Consider the following 23314-nt stretch of genomic DNA (forward strand, 5'->3'; position numbering starts at 1 on the left):
CACCGGTCGCACACCGCCCGTCGCTACCCTGTGGCGAGTGCCCCCGACCCTCGACTCCGCGCTGCTCACCGGCTGGACGCGGGCCGCCACCCAGGCGCTGGAACGGCACCGCGCCGAGATCGATCGCATCAACGTCTTCCCGGTGCCCGACGGTGACACCGGCACCAACCTGCTGCTGACCATGCGCGCCGCGGCTGAGGCGGTGCGCCGGGTGCGGCGGGAGAGCCGGGAGAACGGCGACGGGTCGGCCCGCGGGGTTGCGGCGGTGGCCGGAGCGCTCGCCCGCGGCGCGCTCGTGGGGGCCCGGGGCAACTCCGGGATGATCCTGTCGCAGGTCATGCGCGGTGTCGCCGACGCACTGGCAGCGCGCGCGGGTCCCACGCCTGCCGGGGCCGTGCTCGCCGACGCGCTCTGCCGGGCCCACCGGCTGGCCACCGCCGCGGTCGCCCGGCCACAGCAGGGCACGGTGCTGACGGTGCTCGACGCCGCAGCAGGCGCCGCGGTCGCGGCCGGCCCCGAGCGGCTCGACGACGTCGCCCTCGCGGCCGCCGAGGCGGCGGCAGGCGCGGTGCAGGCCACCACCGGGCAGCTCCCCGAGCTCGCCAGGGCAGGGGTCGTCGACGCAGGCGGCCTCGGTCTCTACATCGTGCTCGACGCACTGGCCGCGCTGGTGAGCGGGCGCAGCGGCACCGATCGTCTCCCGGCCCCGGTCGTGTCCGTCCCGGAGTCGGTCAGCCCCCGGGACGTGCTCGTCGCGCAGCGGGAGGGCGGCCGGCCCGGCCACGACTACGAGGTCATGTACCTGCTCGAGGGCATGTCGGCGGACCGCGTGAACGCACTGCGGGCCGAGCTCGAGGCGCTGGGGGACTGTGTCTCCGTGGTCGGCGACGGTGACGGCCTCTGGAACGTCCACGTGCACTGCACCGACATCGGGGCGGCCATCGAGGCGGGTCTGTCCGCCGGCAGGCCGCACCGGATCACCGTGATCCGGTTCGCCGACCAGATCGGCGACGACCCGGGGTCCGGGTGCGACGCCCGGTTCGTCCGGGACCGTGCGGTGCTGATGGTCGTGGGTGGGGCGGAGATCGCGGAGCTCGCACGGTCGGCGGGAGCCGCGGTGCTGGAGCGCCCGCGCGACCGGGAGGTGGACGTGGCCGACCTCGTCGCCGCGCTCGCCGGCACGCGGGCCCGGCACGTCGTGCTGCTCCCGAACGACTCCGAGCTCACCGCGCCTGCCGAGCGGGCCGCGGTGCTGGCGCGCCGGGACGGGCAGGAGGTGCTCGTGGTGCCTACGGCGTCGGTGCTGCAGGGGTTGTCGGCACTGGCCGTGCACGACCCGCAGCGCCGGGTGGGCGACGACGTCGTCGCGATGGCCGAGGCCGCCGCCGGCACCCGTACCGGCGGCCTGCTGACCGCCGAGACCGAGGCGCTCACGTGGGTGGGCCCGTGCGAGCCCGGCGACGTCCTCGGGATCACCGACGGCGAGGTCGTCGTGATCGCCCCCGACCTGGCCGTCGGTGGGCTGTGGTTGGCTAATCGCATGCTCACCGTCGGCGGAGAGCTCGTCACCGTGCTCCTCGGAGAAGGCACCGACCCGTCACTCGCCGACGCGCTCGCGGCCGAACTGAGCCGCGCCCACCCCGAGGTCGACGTCGTCGTGCACCGGGGCGGGCAGTCCGACTACGCGATCGTGCTGGGGGTGGAATGACGGACGTCGACATGCTCAGCCCGCTGCTCCCGCTCATCGGCAAGCGGGCGGCCGACCTGCTCGCGGCGCAGCTCGAGATCCATACGGTCGGCGACCTGGTGCGCCACTACCCGCGCCGCTACGTCGACCGCGGCAAGCTCACCGACATCGCCGGGCTCGAGATCGGTGAGCACGCCACCCTCGTCGCCCAGGTGGAGAAGGCCACGTTGCGGGACATGAGGGCCCGGCGCGGCAAGTTGCTCAACGTCGTCATCCGCGATGAGAAGGGCGCCACGCTCGACTGCACCTTCTTCAACGGCCACAAGGTCCAGCACGTCATCCGGCCCGGGGTGCGCGCGGTGTTCTCCGGCAAGGTCGGGGTGTTCAACAAGAAGCTGCAGCTCACCCACCCGCAGTTCGAGCCGCTCGACGAGGCCGACGAGGTGCGTCCGTTCCTCTCCGTCTACCCGGCCACCGGCAAGGTCAACTCGCAGGAGATCGCGCGCTGCGTGCGTCAGGTGCTCGAACTCCTCGACGACCCCACCGACCCGCTTCCCGCCGGGCTTCGGCAGCGTGAGGGCCTGGCGGAGCTGGGGCGGGCCCTGCGGCGCATCCACGTGCCCGAGTCCGAGGCCGACTTCCACGCCGCCCGCAACCGGCTGGTCTGGGACGAGGCGATCGGCGTCCAGCTCGCGCTGGCGCTGCGCAGGCAGGCCACGGTCTCGCGGCCGGCTGCGGCGTGCCCGCCCAAGCCGGGTGGCCTGCTCGACGCGTTCGACGCCGCGCTGCCGTTCACGCTCACCGCGGGGCAGCACGCCGTCGGCGCGGAGATCTCCGCCGATCTCGCCGGCGAGCACCCGATGAACCGGCTCGTGCAGGGCGATGTCGGCGCGGGCAAGACGGTCATCGCGCTGCGGGCGATGCTGCAGGTCGTCGACGGTGGCAGGCAGGCGGCCCTGCTGGCGCCCACCGAGGTGCTCGCGGCCCAGCACGCGCGGTCGCTGCGCACCCTGCTGGGCCCGCTCGGGCGCCGCGGCGAGCTCGACGGCGCGGAGCAGGCCACCGCCGTCACGCTGCTCACCGGCTCGCTCGGCACCAAGGCCAAGCGCCAGGCGCTGCTCGACGCCCAGTCCGGCGCCGCCGGGATCATCGTCGGCACCCACGCCCTGATCCAGGACAACGTCGGGTTCGCCGACCTCGGCCTGGTCGTCGTCGACGAGCAGCACCGCTTCGGTGTGGAGCAACGCGACGCGCTGCGCGGGCGCGGTGAGCTCGCGCCGCACATGCTGGTCATGACGGCCACGCCGATCCCGCGCACCGTCGCGATGACGGTCTACGGCGACCTGGAGGTCTCCGCGCTGCGCGAGCTTCCGGGCGGCCGCTCGCCGATCGCCACCACCGTCGTGCCGCTGGCGGAGAAGCCCGTCTGGCTGCAGCGCGTCTGGCGCCGCGTGCACGAGGAGGTCGAGGCCGGGCACCAGGTCTACATCGTGTGTCCGAGGGTGGGCGGCGACAACGGAGACAACGGCAGAGACGATCCCGACGCGGATCTCGTCGACCTCGACGATCCCGACGAGGGTGCCGACTCCGACGACGGCAGCGCCCGCCGCCCGCCGCTGGCGGTGCTCGAAGTGCTGCCGCGGCTGGAGGAGGGAGCCCTCCACGGGCTGCGGCTCGGTGTGCTGCACGGCAAGCTGCCGCCCGACGAGAAGGACACCGTGATGCGGGCGTTCGAGCGCGGCGAGCTCGACGTCCTGGTGGCCACCACGGTGATCGAGGTCGGTGTCGACGTGCCCAACTCCACCGGCATGGTCATCCTCGATGCCGATCGGTTCGGTCTCTCCCAGCTCCACCAGCTCCGTGGCCGGGTGGGCCGGGGCTCCGCGCCGGGTGTCTGCCTGCTGGTCACCGAAGCGCCTGCGGCGAGCACCGCGCGGGAGCGGCTCGACGCGGTGGCCGGCACCACCGACGGGTTCGAGCTCGCCCGGCTCGACCTGGAGCTGCGCCGGGAGGGCGACGTGCTGGGCGCGCTGCAGTCGGGCCGCCGTTCCGGCCTGCGGCTGCTGTCACTGCTGCGCCACGAGGAGATCATCGCGAAGGCGCAGGTCTATGCGGCCGACATCGTCGCCGACGACCCCGGTCTCCGCGACCACCCCGGACTCGCCGCGCTCGTCGGCGAGACCGTGGGCGACGAGGAGCGCGCGGCGTATCTCGACAAGGTCTGACGCGGCTCGGCTCCGCACGAGCGGCCCGTGCGTCCCGTCCTAGCGGGCTGCTGGGCCGTTCGTGCGCCGCGGCCGTGTGAGTCAGCCGGGGAGCGCTCCTCGGGCCGCGGCGTCGAGGGCAGCCCCGGCCGTCGGTGGAAGGTGGATCACCCCGGCGCGGTCGAGCTTGGCGAGCTCCGAGCGGGCCCGGGAGTAGGCGGCGAGCCGCTCCGGGTCGCTGTCGGAGTCGCGAGCGGTGGTGAGCAGCTTGATCACGCGCTCCACGGTGGCGCGCTCGGCGGGGGACAGGCCCGAGAGCCGGATGCGTTGTGCCGCCTCGCGGGCGGCCTGCCATGCGCGTTCGGCCCGATCGACGGCGGCCTCGAACGCGGCCGCGTGCGAAGCGGGCGGGAACCGGTCGGTGTCGAGGGCCTGGGCCTCGGCGAAGGCGTCGACGAACCGCGCGGTGCTCGGCACCGACACGTCGGCGAGCGCGGGCAGCCGCAGCACCTCCATGGGGTCGCACTCGAACGCGGCGTACGCGGACCGCAGGGCGTGGAACCGGTTGCGGACCTTCCCCCACTCGAGGTCGGGGCGGCGTACCGGCCGCGCGGGGGGTGGCGGCACGGGCACGGACACGTTCCGGTGGCGCAGGGCCGCGTGGCGCCTGCTGCGGTGCACGGCGACGAAGGTGAGCGCACCCGCCACGAGCAGCGGCGCCGAGCCCGCGACGATCGCCACACCCAGCACGATGATGCTGAATATCGTCGCCATCGCGAGCGCGCCCGCCCCGCCGGCGATGACGGGCACAGCGAACAACAGAAGCCACGGCGATCGGGGATGACGTCCACCGTGGCGCCGCCTGCGCCTCTCTGCCTGCTCCCGCAGTCGACGTCCTTCCGCGAACGCCGCGGACTGCCCCGGCCGGACTCGTGGCATCACGTCGCACCCTCCGTCGTCACGAACGGCGACGCATCTCTACCCGAGGCGACGGCCACGGAGTCCAGATGGTGTCGCACCTCTCCTTAGTACCGAAGCACAGTGCTGTTCGCAGGGTCCGATCGAGTGCCCACAGGTACCGTTCGCCTTCGCATCACCGATCAGCAGGGAGGCGTTGCCGTGTTCAGCAAGGTGCTCGTCGCGAACCGGGGAGAGATCGCGATCCGGGCGTTCAGGGCGGCTTATGAGCTCGGCATCTCGACCGTTGCGATCTTTCCGTACGAAGACCGCAACTCTCTGCACCGTGCCAAAGCGGACGAGTCGTACCAGATCGGCGAACCGGGCCACCCGGTCCGCGCCTACCTGTCGGTGGACGAGGTCATCAACGCCGCGCGCCGGGCCGGGGCCGATGCGATCTACCCGGGCTACGGCTTCCTGTCGGAGAACCCCGATCTCGCCGAGGCGTGCGAGCGCGCCGGCATCACGTTCGTCGGGCCGCCGCCGAGCGTGCTGCACCTGACGGGCAACAAGGCCCGCGCCGTCGCCGCCGCCCGCGAGGCGGGGGTGGCGGTGCTGGACTCGTCCGAACCCTCCGACGACGTCGACACGCTCGTCGCGGCGGCCGAGGAGATCGGGTTCCCGGTCTTCGTCAAGGCGGTCGCGGGTGGCGGCGGCCGCGGGATGCGCCGCGTGATGGAGCCCGGCGAGCTGCGCGAGGCCATCGAGGCCGCGATGCGGGAGGCCGAGTCGGCGTTCGGGGATGCCACGGTCTTCCTGGAGCAGGCGGTGGTGAACCCGCGCCACATCGAGGTGCAGATCCTCGCCGACGCTACGGGCGAGGTCATCCACCTCTACGAGCGCGACTGTTCGGTGCAGCGGCGACACCAGAAGGTCATCGAGATCGCGCCGGCGCCCAACCTCGACCCGGAGCTGCGCGATCGGATCTGCGCCGACGCCGTGGCGTTCGCCCGCCACATCGGATACGTCAACGCGGGCACGGTCGAGTTCCTGCTCGACGAGCGCGGCAACCACGTCTTCATCGAGATGAACCCGCGCATCCAGGTGGAGCACACCGTCACCGAAGAGGTCACCGACCGTGACCTCGTGATCGCGCAGCTGCGCATCGCCTCCGGGGTGACACTCGCCGAGCTGAACATGGCGCAGGAGAACATCGTCCTGCGCGGGGCGGCGCTGCAGTGCCGGATCACCACGGAGGACCCGGCCAACGGCTTCCGTCCCGACACGGGCGTGATCGGCGCCTACCGCTCGCCCGGCGGCGCAGGCGTGCGTCTGGACGGCGGCACCACGCACACGGGTGCGGAGGTCAGCGCCCACTTCGACTCGATGCTGGTGAAGCTCACCTGCCGGGGTCGCACGTTCCCCATCGCGGTGCGCCGTGCGCAGCGGGCGGTGGCGGAGTTCCGCATCCGGGGCGTCTCCACGAACATCCCGTTCCTCGCCGCCGTGCTGAGCGATCCGGACTTCCAGGCGGGGCGCGTCACCACGAGCTTCATCGAGGAACGTCCCGAGCTGCTCACCGCACGCCAGCCGGCCGACCGCGGCACCCGCCTGCTCACCTATCTCGCCGAGACCACGGTCAACCGGCCGAACGGGCCGCGGCCCAAGGTCGTCGAGCCGGCGGACAAGCTGCCGTTCTGCGACCTGGAGGCGCCCGCGCCCGACGGCTCACGGCAGCTGTTGCGGGAGCTGGGTCCGCAGCGGTTCGCCGAGCGGCTGCGCGCGCAGCAGAACGTCGCCGTCACCGACACCACCTTCCGCGACGCCCATCAGTCGCTCCTGGCCACGCGGGTACGCAGCCGCGACCTGCTGGCTGTCGCCCCGTACGTGGCGCGGACCGTTCCGGAGATGTTCAGCCTGGAGTGCTGGGGCGGCGCCACTTACGACGTGGCGCTGCGGTTCCTCGCCGAGGACCCGTGGGAGCGGCTCGCGGCGATCAGCGAGGCGGTGCCCAACATCTGCACGCAGATGCTGCTGCGGGGCCGCAACACCGTGGGCTACACGCCCTACCCGCTCGAGGTGACCGATGCCTTCGTCGAGGAGGCGGCGCGCACCGGCATGGACATCTTCCGGATCTTCGACGCACTCAACGACGTGGAGCAGATGCGCCCGGCGATCGAGGCGGTCCGGGGCACCGGCACCGCCGTGGCCGAGGTGGCCCTCTGTTACACGGCCGACCTCTCGGATCCGGACGAGACGCTCTACACCCTGGACTACTACCTGCGGCTGGCCGAGCAGGCGGTCGATGCGGGTGCCCACATCCTCGCGATCAAGGACATGGCCGGGCTGCTGCGCCCGCCCGCGGCCCGCAAGTTGGTCACGGCCCTGCGGGAACGCTTCGACCTGCCCGTCCACCTGCACACGCACGACACGGCAGGCGGCCAGCTCGCCACCCTCGTGGCGGCGATCGACGCCGGGGTGGACGCCGTGGACGCCGCCGTGGCGAGCATGGCCGGGACGACGAGCCAGCCCTCGCTGTCGGCGCTGGTGGCGGCCACCGACCACACCGACCGTCCCACCGGGCTGTCGCTCACCGCGGTGGGAGACCTGGAGCCGTACTGGGAGGCCGTGCGCAAGGTCTACGCGCCGTTCGAGGCGGCGCTGCCGTCGCCCACCGGGCGCGTCTACCACCATGAGATCCCCGGCGGGCAGCTGTCGAACCTGCGCCAGCAGGCGATCGCGCTCGGGCTCGGCGACCGGTTCGAGCTGATCGAGGACTGCTACGCCGCCGCGGACCGGATGCTCGGGCGGCTGGTCAAGGTGACGCCCTCGTCGAAGGTGGTGGGCGACCTCGCGCTGCACCTCGTCGGGGCCGGGGTGCAGCCGAAGGACTTCGAGGCCGACCCGGGCGAGTTCGACGTGCCCGACTCGGTCATCGGGTTCCTGCGCGGCGAGCTGGGCGACCCGCCCGGCGGCTGGCCCGAGCCGTTCCGTTCGCGGGCGCTGGAGGGCCGCAGCGAGGAGGAGGACTCCGCCGAGCTGACGATCGAGGACCGCCGCGGCCTGCGCGACGATCGTCGCGCCACGCTCAACCGGCTGCTGTTCCCCGCGCCGGCGAAGGAGTACGTGGCCCACCAGGAGGCCTACGGCGACACGTCGGTGCTGTCCACCAAGGACTTCCTCTACGGCCTCGAGTCCGACATCGAGCACACGGCCGAGCTGGAGCCCGGCGTGACGCTGCTGATCGAGCTGGAGGCGATCTCCGAGGCCGACGAGCGCGGTATGCGCACGGTGCTGGCCACCCTCAACGGCCAGCTGCGCCCTGTATCGGTACGCGATCTGTCGGTGGACAGCGACGTCAAGGCGGCGGAGAAGGCCGACCGGTCCAACCCGCAGCACGTCGCCGCGCCGTTCGCCGGTGTCGTGACGCTCGGGGTGGCCGAGGGCGACACCGTGGAGTCGGGCCAGACGGTGGCCACGATCGAGGCGATGAAGATGGAGGCGTCGATCACCGCGCACCGGTCGGGCACGGTGGCCCGGCTCGCCATCGGGCAGGTCCAGCAGGTCGAGGGCGGCGACCTGCTGCTCGAGCTGTCGTGAGGCACGGCGGAGCCGCATGACACGAGTGATCGCCGGAGTTGCCGGAGGGCGCCGCCTCGCGGTGCCGGCCAAGGGCACCCGCCCCACGTCGGACCGGGTTCGCGAAGCGCTGTTCAGCGCGCTGGAGAACGACCCGGGACTCGACGGCGCGGCCGTTCTCGATCTGTGCGCCGGGTCGGGTGCCCTCGGCCTGGAGGCGCTCTCGCGTGGTGCGGCGCACGCGCTGTTCGTCGAGTCGGACCGCCGGGCGGCCACCGTGCTGCGCCGCAACGTCGACACCCTCGGGCTCCCGGGTGCGGTGGTGCGCGCGGCGTCCGCGGCGTCGGTCCTGGGCACGACCGCCGACCGCTCCTACGACGTCGTCCTCGTCGATCCGCCCTACGACGTCCCGGACAGCGAGGTCGCGGGCTGGCTCGCAGCGGCCGCCGCGCACGGCTGGCTGGCGGAGGAGGCCACCGTGGTGGTGGAGCGCTCGGCGCGCTCGGGTTCGTTCCCCTGGCCCGAGCCGCTGCGCGGTGTCCGTGAGCGCCATTACGGAGATACAGCACTGCACGTCGGCCTCCGGTAGCGTCCGCATTGTGAGGCTTCCGAGATGACGCGCGCGGTCTGCCCCGGTTCGTTCGACCCCCCGACGAACGGGCATCTCGATGTGATCGGCCGGACGGCTGCCCTGTTCGACGAGGTCGTCGTCGCCGTGCTGATCAACAAGAACAAGAAGAGCCTGTTCACCGTCGACGAGCGCCTGGAGATGTTGCGCGAGATCGCCGCCCCGTACCCGAACGTGCGTGTCGCCTCGTTCCACGGGCTCCTGGTGGACTACTGCAAGGAGAACGACATCCAGGCCATCGTCAAGGGCCTGCGTGTGGTCACCGACTTCGAGTACGAGCTGCAGATGGCGCAGATGAACCAGCGCCTGTCCGGCGTGGACACGCTCTTCATGTCCACGAGCCCCGATTACAGCTTCGTGTCCAGCTCGCTCGTCAAAGAAGTGGCGACGTACGGTGGCGACGTCGCGCACCTTCTGCCGGAGTCGGTGCACCGCCACCTGCTCGAACGGATCGCCGAACGAGCTTGAGTCACCCGTTCGGAACTTGACACGCGGGTGCTCGGAATGACGCGGCACGGGGTGCCACGGTGAGAGGATGCCCAGCGTGTACCGGGTCTTCGAATCGCTCGACGCGCTGGTCACGCTGGTCGAGGAGGCTCGGGGTGTCCCGATGACCTCGAACTGCGTGGTACCGCGTGGTGACGTGCTCGAGCTGCTCGACGACGTCCGCGAGGCGTTACCCGGGGAACTGGACGACGCCCAGGATGTGCTCGACCGCCGTGACGAGCTGGTGGACGACGCGGCGCAGGAGGCCGAGCAGACGCGGTCGACCGCTCAGACCGACGCCGAGGAGATGCTCGCCGAGGCGCAGTCCGAGGCCGAGCGCATGGTCGCGGAGGCGCGCGCGGAGGCCGAACAGCTCCTCGCGAAGGCCCGGCACGACGCCGAGCGGGCCGTCACCGACGGCCGCCGCCAGTACACCGAGCTGACCGACCGGGCCCAGATCGATGCCGACCGGCTCGCCCACGCCGGCCGGGCCGCCCATGATCGTTACGTCGCGGACGGACAGGCCGAGCAGGCCCGGCTGGTGTCGCAGACCGAGGTGGTGCGCGCGGCCAACGCCGAGGCGGCCCGGATCGTCGACGAGGCCGACAGCGAGGTGGATCGACTTCGCCAGGAGTGCGACGGCTACGTCGACGCGAAGCTGGCGGAGTTCGAGGACACCCTCACCAAGGCCCTGCGTACGGTCTCCCGCGGCCGCACCCAGATGTGGCGCGGCGGCCCTCCGAGCGGAGCTCCGACGGGACTGTCGAACGGCCGCTCGGGTACCGGTATGGACCTCATCGAATAGCCCACAGCGAATACGGCCGAACGGATCACCACTCGGTCACTATCGGCTGGACCGTGATCGTCACCGCGTTACCCTCTGCAGGTGGCGAGCCGCCCCGTCGAACCCGACCCGTCCGTGTGGTGGGAGCGGTACGGCTATCGGCTGGAACCCCGTCCGGGGGCCACGACGACCGACCAGCGGCACGCAGGTCCGGAAGGGCCGGGAGAACACGTGGGTGCAGTGGGCTCGACAGGAGATCGGTCCCCGATCACCTCGCAGCAGCAGGACGGCACGCCGGGCACGGCAGGGGAGCTGAGCTCCGAGACGATCCTGCGGGCCCGGCCCGACGAACCCGCTTCCGGTTGGCGCCGTGCGGTGCTGCGGGCCACCGGCGGCCTGGTGAACCCGGGCCCGAGCCCTGCCGAGGTGCAGTGGCGCGACCAGTTGCACCGCATCCGCCATCCGCTCCTGCAGTCGCACCGCATCGCGGTGACGTCGATCAAGGGCGGGGTCGGGAAGACCACGGTCGCCACGCTGCTCGGCCTCGTGATGGCGGAGAACCGCGGCGACCGGGTGATCGTGCTCGACGCGAACCCCGACGCCGGCACGTTGGCCGACCGTCTCACCGGCGAGTCGTCGGTGACCGTCCGCGAGTTGCTGCGTGACATCGCCCGCATCCACTCCTGGACCGAGGTGTCGCGCTACACGAGCCTTGCCGGCCGACTACAGGTGCTCGCCTCGGAGCAGGACCCCGCATCGAGCGACGCGTTCAACCGCGAGGAGTACGAGGCGATCTGCGAGCTGCTCGACCGCTTCTTCAACATCATCATCACCGACTCGGGCACCGGGCTCGTGCACTCCGCGATGGAGGGCACCCTCAAGCTCGCCGACAGCATCATCGTCGTCGGCGCGCCCACGGTGGACGGGGCGGGCCGCGCGAGCAAGACCCTCGACTGGCTGCACGCGCACGGCCACGCCGAGCTGGCGTCCGAGGCCGTGGTGGTGCTGTCGTGCGACCGGGTCAGTGCCGAGGTCGACCGCGCCCGCATCAGCGAGCACTTCACGACCCGTTGCCGGGCCGTCGTCGAGCTTCCGCACGACCCGCACCTCGCCACGGGCGGCCGGGTCGAGCTGGCCCGGCTGCGCCCCTCCACGCGGCACGCGGCCTACCGCCTGGCCGCGCTCATGGCCGACCGGTTCGTGACCTCGCAGCAGCCGTCGCCGGACGCCACCGCCGGCCCGCAATGATCATCCGGAGCGGTACCCTGCCCGCGTTTCGGGCGCGGGCCCGTGATCACGGGGGAATGGTGGCGGTGAGCAGCCGGGAGAGCACCATCGCGGCTGCTGCCGCACACGGCGATCGGAGCGCCGCCACAGGCGCGCATCCGGGGGCGGAGCGGGCATGACACAGCCGAACGAGACGGTCGCAGGCGATCGGCCGGAGGCGTCGTCCGACGACCCCGAGCCGGCAGGCGCAGCATCGAGCGCCCCGGTGGCGCCGGAGCCTGCGGGCGACCGGGCCAACCGCCCGCGGCCCGACGCAGGCAGCGCCGCGGAGCTCACCGAGGACTCGATCGTGCGTTTCCGCAGCGACCGCCCGCAGCACGGGTGGCGCGCTGCGCTCTACACGATCACCGGAGGGCTCGTGAACCCGGGCGTCGGGGCCACCGAACGCCGGCGTCAGGACCAGCTGCGCCGGATCCGGCGTCCGCTTCCCGGCTCGCACCAGATCGCTGTCAGCTCACTGAAGGGCGGGGTCGGCAAGACCACGGTGTCGGCATGCCTCGGGCTCGTGCTCGCCGAGAATCGCGGCGACCGGGTGATCGCGCTCGACGCGAACCCCGACGCCGGCACGCTGGCTGATCGGCTGACGACCGAGACAGCGGTGACGGTCCGCAGCCTGCTCGACAACATCGCCGCCACCCACTCGCTCACCGACGTCGCTCGGTACACGAGCCTCGCGGGCCGGCTGCAGGTGCTCGCGTCCGAACAGGACCCCGCGATGAGCGAGGCGTTCAACCGCACCGAGTACGAGCAGGTCTGCGAGGTGATCACCCGCTTCTACAACGTGGTGATCACCGACTCGGGCACCGGCCTCGTGCACTCCGCGATGGAGGGCACGCTCGCTCTGGCCGACAGCCTGGTGATCGTGGGCGCGCCCACCGTCGACGGTGCGAGCCGGGCGAGCAAGACGCTCGACTGGCTGATCGCGCACGGCCACGGCCAGCAGGTGGCCGACTCCGTGGTGGTGCTGAGCTGCGACCGCATGAGCAAGGAGGTCGACCTCAAGCGCGTCAGGGGCCATTTCGAGGCCCGCTGCCGCGAGGTGGTGGAGGTGCCCCACGACCCCCACCTCGCCACCGGCGGTCGTATCGAGCTCGCCCGGTTGCGTCCGGCAACCCACGACGCCTTCCTGCACCTCGCCGCGCTGCTCGCCGACGGCTTCGGCCCGCGAGTCCCGCGTGCGGAGGTCGCTCCGGAGCAGGTGCCGAGCCTCGGCTGAGCAGCCCGGTTCGCCGGCGCCTGCCTGCAGCCGACCGGCTGCGGTGGGCGCCGGGACGTCCGGGCAGCCGCCGTTCCCCACAGTCCTGACATGGCGACGGTGCCGGTCGTGCCGCAGGGAGACCCGGCACGTCCCGGCACCGCCGGGTCGATCAGCTCGTGGCCGACGACTACTTCTTGGCTCCGGACCCGCCCGACTTGGACGACCCGCCCGAGCTGCTCTTCCCGGCGTCGCTCTTGCTGCCGCCGCTGGTGCTCCGCGTCGCGGTGTTGCCGCTGCTCGGGCCGGTCTTGGTGCTCTTCTTGTTGCGTGCCGTCTTGGTGCCGGGGCTGGTGGTCGTGCTGCTCTTCTTGCTACCGGCCGTGCTGCCACCGTTCTTCGAGGTGGACGAGGACTTGGACGGTGACTTGGCCCGGCCGGTGGAGCCGGAGTCGGTGGACGAGCCGGACCTGCTGCCGCCGGCCGCGTTGTTGCGCGTGTCCGTGCCGCGCCCCTCGCCCTTCGCGGCCGAGCGGTCGCTCCCGGTACGTGCTCCCTCGGAGCCCGACTTGCCTTCCGTCGAGCCGCCTCGCGCCTTCCCAGGGTCGAGCACCCGTCCCGCATTTCCGAGGGCCGTGCCCACGCGGTCCTTGATGCGCTCCGCCTTGCCGCGCGGCGTGTTCTCCTTCGGCTGCTGCTTGCCGGCCGTCGACCGTCCGGACGCCCGCTGCCGATCGTCGCGCGACGCCGAGGAGCTCGCGGGGGTGCGGGCGTTGCCGCTCTGACTGCGCTCGGCCTTGCCTGCGGGCGTGGACCCCTTCGATGGGCCGTTCTCCGACGACGTGCGGCGCTCGCTGCCGCGGCCCAGCAGTGATCCGGTGACGGTGTCGACGACGTTGCTGACCGGCCGTACGCGTTCGGAGGACTGCTCGTTGCGGTTGCTGGAGCCGGATTGCCGGTCGGTGCCGGCCTCGCGGTCGGAGTCGGAGCGGTTCCCGGAGCCGGGCTGGTTCGACGAGCCGTTCTCCGATGAACTCCGGCGCTCGTCGGAGCGGCCAAGCAGTGATCCGGTGACGGTGTTGACGACGTTGCTGACCGGCCGTACGCGTTCGGAGGACTGCTCGTTGCGGTTGTCGGAGCCGGACTGCCTGTCAGCGCCGGTCTCGCGGTCGGAGTCGGACCGGTTTCCCGAGTCGGACCGGCCGGTGACGACCTGCCGGGCGGTGTCCACGACGTCGCCTGCGGTACGGAGCACCGCACCACCCGTGCGGACCGCGCTCGCTGCGACGTTCGTTGCACCACCCTGCGCTCCGCCGCCGGCACCGTTGCTGCCGCGCAGCGCCATGGCCAGGTCGGTGGTGGAGCGCCCGTCGGCCTTCGGCCGGGACGGGTCGGGCGGGGCCGTGGAGCTCACGGTGTTCCGCTCCTCGCGCGTGCTCTCCCGGCGGGGAGCGATCGCCAGCTCCTGCTGCGGCTTCTGCGCCCGCGGCTTCGGGTCGGGCCGCCTCTCGATCAGCGCGATGACCTGCTGCGCAATCGACGTGGTGTGGTCACTCGCGTCCGGGAGTGGCGTGGAGACCGCCTCCTCCACGCCGTGGCGCAGGACCTCGAGCTCCTGAGAGTTGTAGTCGCGCTGCTGGCGATGCACGTCGCGCTGGGCAGCGAGGGTGCGGATGGTCTCGGCCTGGTCTCGAGTGGCCGGCTCCGGCGGGGCCGTGCTGAGCGCCCGTTCCACGGCGTCGAGCTGCGCCTGGGCGGTGGTGAGGTCGGTGGTGACGTCCGGCAGGGAGCGGAACGCGCTGATCTGCGACTGCAGTGTGGCGCGCTGCTGCTCCAGCAGCGCCTTGCGCTCCTGGAGGGCTTGAAGTGCGGCCGGTTGTCCGGCGCGCTGAGCCTCGGGGAGCCGGTTCCAGCTCGCCTCGGTGACCGCGACCGTGTCGAGCTGCTTGTTGATCGACGCGAGAACGACCTCGGCCCTGGCTGCCCACTGCGCGGGGTCCACCGAGGGCTGGGGTGCGGCGGGCGGGGACGGCGGCGGGGCGACCGGAACCGGCGTCTGCGTCAGCAGGTACCCGCCGCCTCCGGCGATCAGGCTCGCGACCGCGATGCTCGCGACCGCTCGCTGGCGTAGCAGCACGGCGGCGCGCTTGCGCTCACCGGTGCTCCGCGCGGTGCCGCGGTTCTCCCCCGCCGGGCGGACGGGTCGTGGCGGTGGCGGGGGTGTCGGTGTGATCAGCCAGCTGGCGGCAGCGCTCCACGGCCTCGCGGAGGGGCGACTCGGGGGAAGGGGCTCGGCCGCTGCCGGCTCGGCCGACTCTGCCGGGGCCGTAGGTACCGTCAGGGCCGCGGGTGCTGCCGGGCCTGCCTCCTCGGCCTCGGTCTGGGCGGCCACGTGGCGTTGCTTGCGGGCGGCCGCCCGATGGGCGGGTGAGCAGTAGCGCCGGGGCGGCCCGCCGTCCTCCGGCTGTTCGATCGTGGCGCTGCACCCGGGTAGGGCGCAGGCGGTCGGCTCCTCGGTCATGTCGTCCCCCCTGGCGAGTTCACGCCTGCGCGATGCTCACGCGTCTCGCCGTGTCGCCCAGCCGGCGGCCGGAACACTTCCGGGCACAACCCGCAAGCGCACCTGCCCCCCTTGCATCTCCACCACTGCAAACGCAGGCCTCGCTGTGGCCCTCTCGGCACACGACGCCCATGATCGCGAGTGTGGCCGACGGTATTGCCACGCCGATGCCAGCACGATGCCGTGACGGCCGTCCCGTCGACGGTGTGCCGGGGTGAGCGCGCAATGACCCGAGAGCCCGCACCGCAACCGATCACTCATCGCCGCGATGGCCCTGTAGCGTTACGCGCCGACCATCCACATGATCATGGTATGCCCGGATTTCTCCATGATCTCCCGATATATTGCGATTTCTGGACCGGCGAGGGCGGACGGGTGGTTCTCCTGGCGATCACCGACTGCTGGGCGAACGTGCGTAGGATCCCGTCGGCGGTGATCATGCGAGATCTCTCGATCTCGTAGCATCCGGCCCACTGTCCGGTTCCAGCATCGGCCGTCGCCGTGCAGGTGGGGGGAACATGCCCAAGCGAGCCTTCGTGTCATCGGCCACCGATCATGCGCCGGACGTGCCGGCCGATCCGGAGCCGTTGCCACACGCCGAGGCCGGGAACGAGCCGTCGTCGTCCGAGGAGCCGGCGACCGAGCCCGCCCGCACCCCGAGCGGTCCCGCGGAGGGTCCGGCTTCGGACGAGCGCACCGCTGGGAGCGCGGCGCAACTGACCGACGACACGATCGTCCGGCGCCGCTCCGACCCACCCACCGCAGGGTGGAGGCGGGCGGTGCACACCCTCAGCGGCGGGGCGATCAATCCCGGCGCCGGCCCCGCCGAACGTCACCGGCAGGGCCTGACGCTGCGCATCCGCAGGCCACTGGACGGGCCGCACCAGATCGCGGTCTCCTCCATCAAGGGCGGGGTGGGCAAGACGACGGTCGCGGCCCTGCTCGGTCTGACGCTCGCCGAGCACCGAGGCGACCGGGTCGTCGCGCTCGATGCCGATCCCGACGCAGGAACGCTCGCCGACCGCCTGACCGGCGAGCCCGGCGTCACGGTGCGCGAGCTGATCGAGCACATCGACGGCGTGCGGGCGCTTCCCGACGTCGCCCGGTTCACGAGTCTCGCGGGCCGGCTGCAGGTGCTGGCCTCGGAGCAGGATCCTGCCCGGAGCGAGGCTTTCAACCGTGCGGAGTACGAGCAGGTGTGCCGTGTGCTCCGGCGCTTCTACAACATCGTCGTCACCGACTCCGGCACCGGCATCCTGCACTCGGCGATGGACGGGATCCTCGCTCGGACCGACACCCTGGTGGTGGTGGGCGCGCTCACCCTCGACAGCGCCAGCCGGGCCAGCAAGACGCTCGACTGGCTGGTGGCGCACGGCCACCGTGACCTCGTCGGCAATGCTGTCGTGGCGCTCGCAGGCGACCGCACGAGCAAGGAGGTGGACACCACCCGGCTGCGGTCGCACTTCGCGGCGCGCTGCCGGGCCGTGATCGATCTGCCCCACGACCCGCATCTCGCCACCGGCGGCCGGATCGACATGGGTGCACTACGTCGCAGCACCGTCGACGCCGTTCTCGAGCTCACCGCACTCGTGGCCGACGACTTCGGCACCGCGAATCCCCGCGAGCCCGCGCCTGCCGAACCTGTGGCAGCCGATCCCCGGTCACGGTGACCAGCGGCAACCGTCAGACGCGCGGTCCGAACTCGTTGTAGGCCAATCGCCAGTTCCGGTTCGCGCTGTCGACGTTGCGATCGGAGGCGAACAGGCGCACCGAACCAGGGTCGATCACCTCCAGGCCCGCGCCGAACCGGAAGTGGATCAAGAAGCGCTCGGGTGCCCGCACGCGCACCTGCTCCCTGCTCCAGAGCGCCATGTGCCGGCCCGCCAGATCGAGCTTGTAGAGCGTCACCCAGTCGTCGAAGCCGATCGGCGACGAGTCCGTGGGCCCCGCCGATTCGTGCGACCCGAGGCCGAGCAACCACACGTCACCGTGGATGTCGGTGAGCAGGGAGATGTGATCGGGTGCCGGTTCGCCGGTCGTCCGGCAGGAGAAGCGGAACGTGAAGCGACACCGGGGGTCGGCGAGCGGCAGCGGGTTCGACTCGTACACCGACACCTCGCCCTCGCCGTACACGGCGATCACGTAGCGCCGGCCCGCCCCCGACCCGACGTCGGTGATGCCGACGGCGTTCACCGCCCGTCCGACGTCGACCCGCAGGTCCAGCAGAGCCGGTTCCGTGGTGTCGGTCAGGGAGGCGAGATCGTAGAAGCGGACGCAGCCGTGGCGCCCGGCCGTGCCCTCGAGTGACAGGGCGAGGTAGTCGCCGATCACCTGACCGCCGCCCGGATGGTTCAGTCCGTCCTCGGGCAGGGTGACGACCCGGGCCTCCCGGTCACGATCGCGATCGGCGATGTCCATCTGGCCGCGGGCCTCGAGCGCGCGGTGGCGCGGCAGCAGGAACCAGTCGCGGTAGGGCAGGATCGCCCGGATGCGGTCATAGGTGTTCTGGGTGACGTCACCCACGACGCAGTGCTTGAAGACGCCGGTCGGGGACACCGCGGCCACGGCGGCGGGCACGTCGATGAGCCGGGGGGACCACCATTCGGGCGTGGTGGCATGGAATGTGGCGAGACCGGTGCCGTCGTGGTCCGTGGAGCGGTAGCCGACATCGATGCCGAACTCGTCGGAAACCACCTGCAGCGCGCCGTCGGCGGCGGCGTGGTTGCGGGCGGAGATCGAGGTGTACCTGTTCCAACTGTCGTTGTTGTTCTTCGTGCAGACATTGATCAGGGTCGGGTCCGATTCGTCGCGGAAGAACAGGAACAGCCCGTCATCGTGCACGGCAGGTACCGGCGTCTCGCGGCTGCGGTTGTGGCCGTTGATCGATCGCCACCCGTACCAGGCGAGCCCGTCGAGGCTCTGCGCCACCAGCAACGTGCCCTCGTCCACGTGATCGGTGTAGAACGCGTAGAGCATTCCCCAGTAACTGATCAGTGCGGGATTCGTGGCGGTGTCGAAGGACGCGCTGGTGATCGTGCCGCCGTAACGCCAGCCGGCGCTGTTGTCGCTGACGAGGGTGAGCAGGGTGGCGGGAGACCGGCTGGGCCGGAATGCCACCACAAGGCGGTCGCCGTGCACCACCGGAACCGGCGCGTCCGCCATCGTTCCGGTCATGTTTTCGAGATCCACGGGTGCGGTCCAGGTCGAGCCGGAGCTGCTCACACAGATTCGCAGCCCTCTCGTGGCGCTGTTGCCGCGGTAGAAGACATACAGCGAGCCGTCGTACTCCATTGGGACGGGCCTGCTCGAACTGCGCGCGGCCTCCGTGGTGATCGTGGAGAGCGGTGACCATTCGTGCCCGTCCACGGTGTGACAGACCTTGATCACGCCGGGATCGGTCTTGTCGCGGAAGAACACGTACAACGCGTCCTGGAAGACGATCGGCACCACCTCGGCGGCAGCCTGCGCTTCACCGGGCCGCTCGATCATCCTGATCCGCGCTGACCACCGGGATCCATCACGCGAGGTGCAGTAGTAGACCGTTCCGCGATCGGACGTACCCCGATAGAAGAGGTAGAGCACCCCGTGGAACCGAATGAGTGCAGGAACGGCTCCGGTCCGTGCACGATTCTGCGCGGTGACATCGCTGACCATCGACCAGTTCTGGGCGCTCGTGCCCACATCGCCGGCCGGTCCGGACAGTGTCGTGGTGCTGGTCATCGGGCCTCCCAGGTCTGGCCACGGCAATATTTCAAAGGACGGAACAGCCCGACAGACCCTGATGAGGTGTCCCACGGATCGGTGGAGGCGCGGGCCGTCGACTGCTCTGCGTGGCTCGGGAACAATTGTCGTTCCGCCGTATCGGCGTGGTCCCGACGCACCGATCGCGGCTTCGAAGTCCGCCGTTCGTGGGCGCCATCGGGCTGATCGAGTACCTGTCGTGCGCTTGGCTCGTCCGTGGCGCCCTGGGCCGCCGGTCGCACGGACGCGGTGGTCGGGAGGCTCGCCGAGCCGGCTCGTGGAACCAGGCCTGGGCATCACCCTGCGTAGCCGTCGGCGAGGCGGTGCCACCCCGGTCGGAGATGAACTCCCGTTGTCGATCTGGTCAACGCCGTAGGGTTTTTGTTAACCTGCCGTTCGCCTTGATCGTCAAGGTCGAGGCTGTGACGCTGTCCTCGCCGGTTGCTGACGTGACGCAACGGGTCGGGTGGCGGGGTCGCAAGGGCTGCTGGGCGTGAGTTCGACCGTCCGGTTGTGGGTCGCTGCCTCAGGCGCGACGTGCGGAGCCCCGTCGTTCTGCATGTCTTTGCATGTCTCTGCATGCCTCCGTGGTGGTCCGCGGGCCGTGTCCGTGGCTACCACTCGGTTCGGTCACCTTGTCCCGTTTCGTCCGGCGAGTCCTCTGGAGCTTCCGTCATGAGTCCTGTGTCTGTGCGCGATGGTGAGGCTGCTGGCCTCGCTGTGCGTTCGGACGCCGTCGTGCGGTTGCGACTGTCGCCGGACTCGAGGACGGCCCGCTGCCCCTGAGTGAGTCATGATCGACGAGATCGGGGTTTCGGACCTCCGCGCGGCCGAAACCCGGATCTCGCGGCGATCAGGAGGTGGAGATCCGCGCGAAGCGAGGCAACGGGTGGCCGACGATGACGGGGCCGCCGGCCGTCGGGTGGGCGCGGTCGCCTGCTCCGGGGGTCTCCTCGGTCTCCGCCTGGCGCGCTGCGTACCGGCGGACGAGGACGTGCATGCCGTAGCGCGCACAAGGGCGGCGGTCGAGCAGGCTCACTGCGGCCAGCGCTTCGAGCCCTGCCGCCACGGCGGCTCGGCCCATCCCGGTGGCCGCGGCCGCTGCCGCGGCGGTGAAACCCTCCTCGGTCACGCCGGGGAGCGGGCCGAGCAGCCGCAGCAGCCGCCGGTGTTCCGGGTCGAGCGTGCGGTAGGACAGGTCGAGCGCGGCCACCACGTCGGTGGCGGCGTCGCCGTCGAGGCGCAGGGCTGCCAGAAGGTCACCGCTGCTCAGCCGCTCGACGTGCTCGGCGATCCCGCGCTGCGGGTGCAGCACCAGCTGGGCGGCGGCCACGCGGAGCGCGAGCGCCGACCCGCCGCACAGCCGCACCAGCTCGTCGGCCGCGGCCGGTTCCGCGGCCACCCGAGGCGCGCCGAGCACGCCCGCGAGCAATGCGCGCCCGTCGGCAGCGGACAGGACGTCGAGCACGATCCGGTGCGAGCCGGGGGAGACGGCCAGCCCGGCGAGGTCGGCCCGGCTCGTGACGAGGACTCCGCACCCGGACCCGGGCAGCAGCGGCCGTACCTGCTCGGCGGACGCCGCACCGTCGAGAACGACCAGCATGCGACGGCCGGCGAGCAGCGACCGGTACGCGGCAACCAGTTCGTCCTCGTCGGACGGCAGCGCGTCCGTCGGCAGCCCGAGCGTCCGGACGAACCGCGCCAGCACGTCCGGGACGGCTGTGGGCAGCGCGGGGGAGTGGCCGCGCAGGTCGGCGAACAGCTGCCCGTCGGGGAAGCGGTCGGCCACTCGGTGGGCGGCGTGCAGGGCCAGCGCCGTCTTGCCCACCCCGGCCATGCCGGTGATCACGACCGGAGCGCCGCTGCGAGGCCCTGTCTCCCCGAGGGCGTCGACGATCGCGGCGAGCTCGGCCTCCCCCCCGGCGAACCCGGAGTCGGCCATGGGGAGCTGGCGCGGCGGGCGGACGGCAGGCGGACGCGCCACGGGCGGAGCGACGGGCGCGGCAGGCGCAGGCGCGCCGAGTACCTCACGGTGGGCGGCACGCAGGTCGGCCCCCGGGTCGATGCCGAGCTCCTCGGCCAGCAGGCTCGCGACCTCGCGGTAGGCCGCGAGCGCCTCGCCCTGGCGGCCCGCACGGTGCAGCGCTCGCATGCGGTGTGCCCAGAAGCGCTCTCGCTCCGGGTACCGGCGAACGAGGGCGGCCAGTTCGCCGAGCACGTCGGCGTGCCGGCCGAGGACCAGGTCGAGCTCGATCCGCCGGTCGAGCGCCTGCAGGTAGCGCTCGACCAACCCGGCCACCTCGTCGCGCTGCAAGGGCGGGGAGGGGACATCGGACAGTGGCGGCACGTCACGCCACAGCGAGAGCGCGTCGGTCAGCAGCGCGGACTCGGCGACGTCGTCGCCGGCGGCAGCGGCCCGGGCCGCCTGTGCGCAGAGCGAGGAGAACCGGTGGAGGTCGAGACGGCACGTCGGGATCGTGATCCGGTAGCCGTCCGGCTCGGTCCGCACGGCGGAGTCCCCGGCGCCGCCCCCGAGCAGGCGCCGGATCCGCATCACGTACTTCTGGACGGTGCCGCGGGCGTCGCCGGGCGCGTCCCCGTCCCACAGCTTGTCGACCAGGTCGTCGATCGAGACGGGACGGTTCGCCTGGAGAAGCAGTGCGGCGAGGACCACCCGCAGCTTGCCCGCGCCCAACCGGAGGACGACTCCGTCGCGGACGACCTCGAGCGGTCCCAGCACCCGGAACTCGATGACCGAGTCCACGCCCCGTCCCTTCGTGCCACAGGTGGAAGCGGGGCGCCCCGTGCCGTCCGGGCACGCGGCGCCCCGCCGAGGATCAGCCGAAGCGATCGACCAGGTCGATCACCAGCAGGACGACGAACAGCGCCGACGCCCCGGTGAGCAGGAGGTTGGACACCCACCCGGAACGACCGTTGCCCACAACCCGCTTGGAGTTGAGCAGCAGCATCAGCGTGATGCCCAGGAAGGGCATGAACGCCGAGCCGAGCACGCCGTAGACCAGCGTGAGCCCGAACGGCCTGTCGAGGAAGAGCAGCGCCATCGGCGGGATGGTCAGCCACAGCAGGTACCCGCGGAACGGGAGGCTGCGCTCGGCGACCGTGGCCTCGTACCCGGTGGAAGTGCCGGTCGGGTCCGTGGTGGCGCCCGCGGCCGTCTCGGCCTCCGCCGCCTCGAGCTCCGCCTCGGCCTTCCTGCCGTGCGGCAGCCGGATCGTGCGGGTCCAGTCGGTGAACAGCAGGCTCACGCCGTTCCAGACGCCCAGCAGCGAGGACGAGGTGACGGCGAGGAACCCGATGAGGAACATGATCCGGGCCCAGTCGCCGTAGGTCTCACCGAGCGCGGTGCCGAGGGTGAGCAGGCCCGAGTCGCTCGACGTGAGGTTCTGGCCCCGCAGCATCTCCGCGCCGACGATCAGCATCGCGATCACGAAGATGCCGGTCATGACGTAGCCGACGGTGTTGTCCAGCCGCATCATCGACAGCCAGCGGGTGCCCTTCCAACCCTTGGCGATCATCCAGTAGCCGTATGCGGCCATCGTGATCGTGCCGCCGACGCCGCCGATCAGGCCGAGCACGTTGACCACGGAGCCCTCGGGCAGCCGCGGCACCAGCCCGCTGAACACCTCACCGAGGTTCGGGGAGACGAGCAGCGCGACCGAGACGACCGACACGAACTTGATCAGGACGAGCACGGTCATGAACTTCTCGAAGACGTGGTAGCGCTGCGCCCACACGAGAACGAGGCCGATGACGCCGGCGATCATCGCCCAGTACCGCACGGGAAGCCCGCCGAACAGGGCGTTGAGTGGCAGGCCGACCGCGGACATCGCCGTGGCGCCGTAGACGAAGCCCCAGATGATGATGTAGGCGCCGAAGAAGACCGTGGCCCAGTACCCGAGCCTGCGCCACCCGTCGAGCAGGGTGGTGCCGGTCGCGAGATGCCACCGGCCCACGCCCTCGGCCAGCGCGAGCTTGAGACCCGTGCCGAGCACCGCCGCCCACAGGAGCACCATCCCGTACTCGGCGCCCGCCACCATCGTGGCGACCAGGTCGCCCGCACCCACACCGGTGGCAGCGGCGAGCAGCCCCGGACCGACCTGCTTGACCTTCGCCGTGAATCCGACCGGTGGACTGAGCTCTCCTACCGGTGACGTCGTTGTCATCTGCTCCCCGCTCCTCGTTCTGTCAGAGGTGTCGCAGGGAAGGTAAAAGCGATCACAACGTGGAGCAGTACCTCGGATGAGA

13 protein-coding genes and 1 pseudogene are annotated in these 23314 nt (G+C 71.8%); 9 read left to right on the plus strand and 5 right to left on the minus strand.

Annotated features, from left to right (window positions below; all coding sequences use genetic code 11):
* Positions 1 to 37: 37 nt before the first annotated feature.
* Both ACQPZQ_RS09405 and ACQPZQ_RS09410 read left to right on the plus strand, forming a co-directional pair.
* Positions 38 to 1708 carry a DAK2 domain-containing protein gene (locus tag ACQPZQ_RS09405; protein ID WP_433294119.1) on the plus strand — a complete coding sequence of 557 codons (1671 nt, stop codon included), beginning with the start codon at positions 38 to 40 and terminating at the stop codon, positions 1706 to 1708.
* Entirely contained in the window at positions 1705 to 3912 is a 2208-nt protein-coding gene (locus ACQPZQ_RS09410) for an ATP-dependent DNA helicase RecG (protein ID WP_433294121.1), read from the plus strand. Before ACQPZQ_RS09405 ends, ACQPZQ_RS09410 begins: the two co-directional genes overlap by 4 nt.
* Positions 3913 to 3993: 81 nt before the next feature.
* Here the strand turns inward: ACQPZQ_RS09410 and ACQPZQ_RS09415 are convergent, their stop codons facing one another.
* Positions 3994 to 4701, minus strand: coding sequence for a hypothetical protein (locus ACQPZQ_RS09415; protein WP_433294123.1), 708 nt, complete (start codon positions 4699 to 4701; stop codon positions 3994 to 3996).
* A gap of 309 nt (positions 4702 to 5010) precedes the next feature.
* On the opposite strand from ACQPZQ_RS09415, the gene ACQPZQ_RS09420 reads away from it, so the two are divergent.
* The 6 genes and pseudogenes from ACQPZQ_RS09420 to ACQPZQ_RS09445 all read left to right on the plus strand — a co-directional run bounded on the left by ACQPZQ_RS09420 (position 5011) and on the right by ACQPZQ_RS09445 (position 12768).
* A complete protein-coding gene (locus ACQPZQ_RS09420) occupies positions 5011 to 8388 on the plus strand; it encodes a pyruvate carboxylase (protein ID WP_433294125.1) in 3378 nt (1125 codons plus the stop codon).
* 13 nt (positions 8389 to 8401) lie between these two features.
* Positions 8402 to 8956: pseudogene (gene rsmD, locus ACQPZQ_RS09425) on the plus strand (16S rRNA (guanine(966)-N(2))-methyltransferase RsmD); the annotation flags it as partial.
* A gap of 24 nt (positions 8957 to 8980) precedes the next feature.
* A complete protein-coding gene (gene coaD / locus ACQPZQ_RS09430) occupies positions 8981 to 9463 on the plus strand; it encodes a pantetheine-phosphate adenylyltransferase (protein WP_433294127.1) in 483 nt (160 codons plus the stop codon).
* A 76-nt stretch (positions 9464 to 9539) separates the two neighbouring features.
* Positions 9540 to 10286 (plus strand): DivIVA domain-containing protein, encoded by a 747-nt coding sequence (locus tag ACQPZQ_RS09435; protein ID WP_379660415.1) that lies wholly within the window; start codon positions 9540 to 9542, stop codon positions 10284 to 10286.
* Between the two features lie 81 nt (positions 10287 to 10367).
* Entirely contained in the window at positions 10368 to 11513 is a 1146-nt protein-coding gene (locus tag ACQPZQ_RS09440; protein ID WP_433294129.1) for an AAA family ATPase, read from the plus strand.
* Positions 11514 to 11667: 154 nt separating this feature from the next.
* Positions 11668 to 12768, plus strand: a complete 1101-nt coding sequence (locus ACQPZQ_RS09445; RefSeq protein WP_433294131.1) for an AAA family ATPase — start codon at positions 11668 to 11670, stop codon at positions 12766 to 12768.
* A 169-nt stretch (positions 12769 to 12937) separates the two neighbouring features.
* Here ACQPZQ_RS09445 and ACQPZQ_RS09450 read toward each other — a convergent pair whose 3' ends face one another.
* Positions 12938 to 15268, minus strand: coding sequence for a hypothetical protein (locus tag ACQPZQ_RS09450; protein ID WP_433294133.1), 2331 nt, complete (start codon positions 15266 to 15268; stop codon positions 12938 to 12940).
* A 557-nt stretch (positions 15269 to 15825) separates the two neighbouring features.
* Between ACQPZQ_RS09450 and ACQPZQ_RS09455 the strand changes: the two genes are divergently transcribed.
* The gene (locus ACQPZQ_RS09455; protein ID WP_433294135.1) at positions 15826 to 16977 is read left to right on the plus strand and encodes an AAA family ATPase; all 1152 of its coding nucleotides are present in this window, start codon (positions 15826 to 15828) and stop codon (positions 16975 to 16977) included.
* A 13-nt stretch (positions 16978 to 16990) separates the two neighbouring features.
* On the opposite strand, the gene ACQPZQ_RS09460 is transcribed toward ACQPZQ_RS09455, so the two are convergent.
* The 3 genes from ACQPZQ_RS09460 to ACQPZQ_RS09470 form a co-directional block, all read right to left on the minus strand.
* The gene (locus ACQPZQ_RS09460) at positions 16991 to 19102 is read right to left on the minus strand and encodes a hypothetical protein (protein WP_433294137.1); all 2112 of its coding nucleotides are present in this window, start codon (positions 19100 to 19102) and stop codon (positions 16991 to 16993) included.
* A 799-nt stretch (positions 19103 to 19901) separates the two neighbouring features.
* Positions 19902 to 21812 (minus strand): BTAD domain-containing putative transcriptional regulator, encoded by a 1911-nt coding sequence (locus ACQPZQ_RS09465; protein ID WP_433294139.1) that lies wholly within the window; start codon positions 21810 to 21812, stop codon positions 19902 to 19904.
* 73 nt (positions 21813 to 21885) lie between these two features.
* Positions 21886 to 23232, minus strand: coding sequence for an Nramp family divalent metal transporter (locus ACQPZQ_RS09470; protein ID WP_433294141.1), 1347 nt, complete (start codon positions 23230 to 23232; stop codon positions 21886 to 21888).
* Positions 23233 to 23314: the final 82 nt, after the last annotated feature.

Origin of the sequence: Pseudonocardia sp. CA-142604 (genome assembly GCF_050948475.1) — a bacterium.
GTDB classification, from domain to species: Bacteria; Actinomycetota; Actinomycetes; order Mycobacteriales; family Pseudonocardiaceae; genus Pseudonocardia; species Pseudonocardia alaniniphila.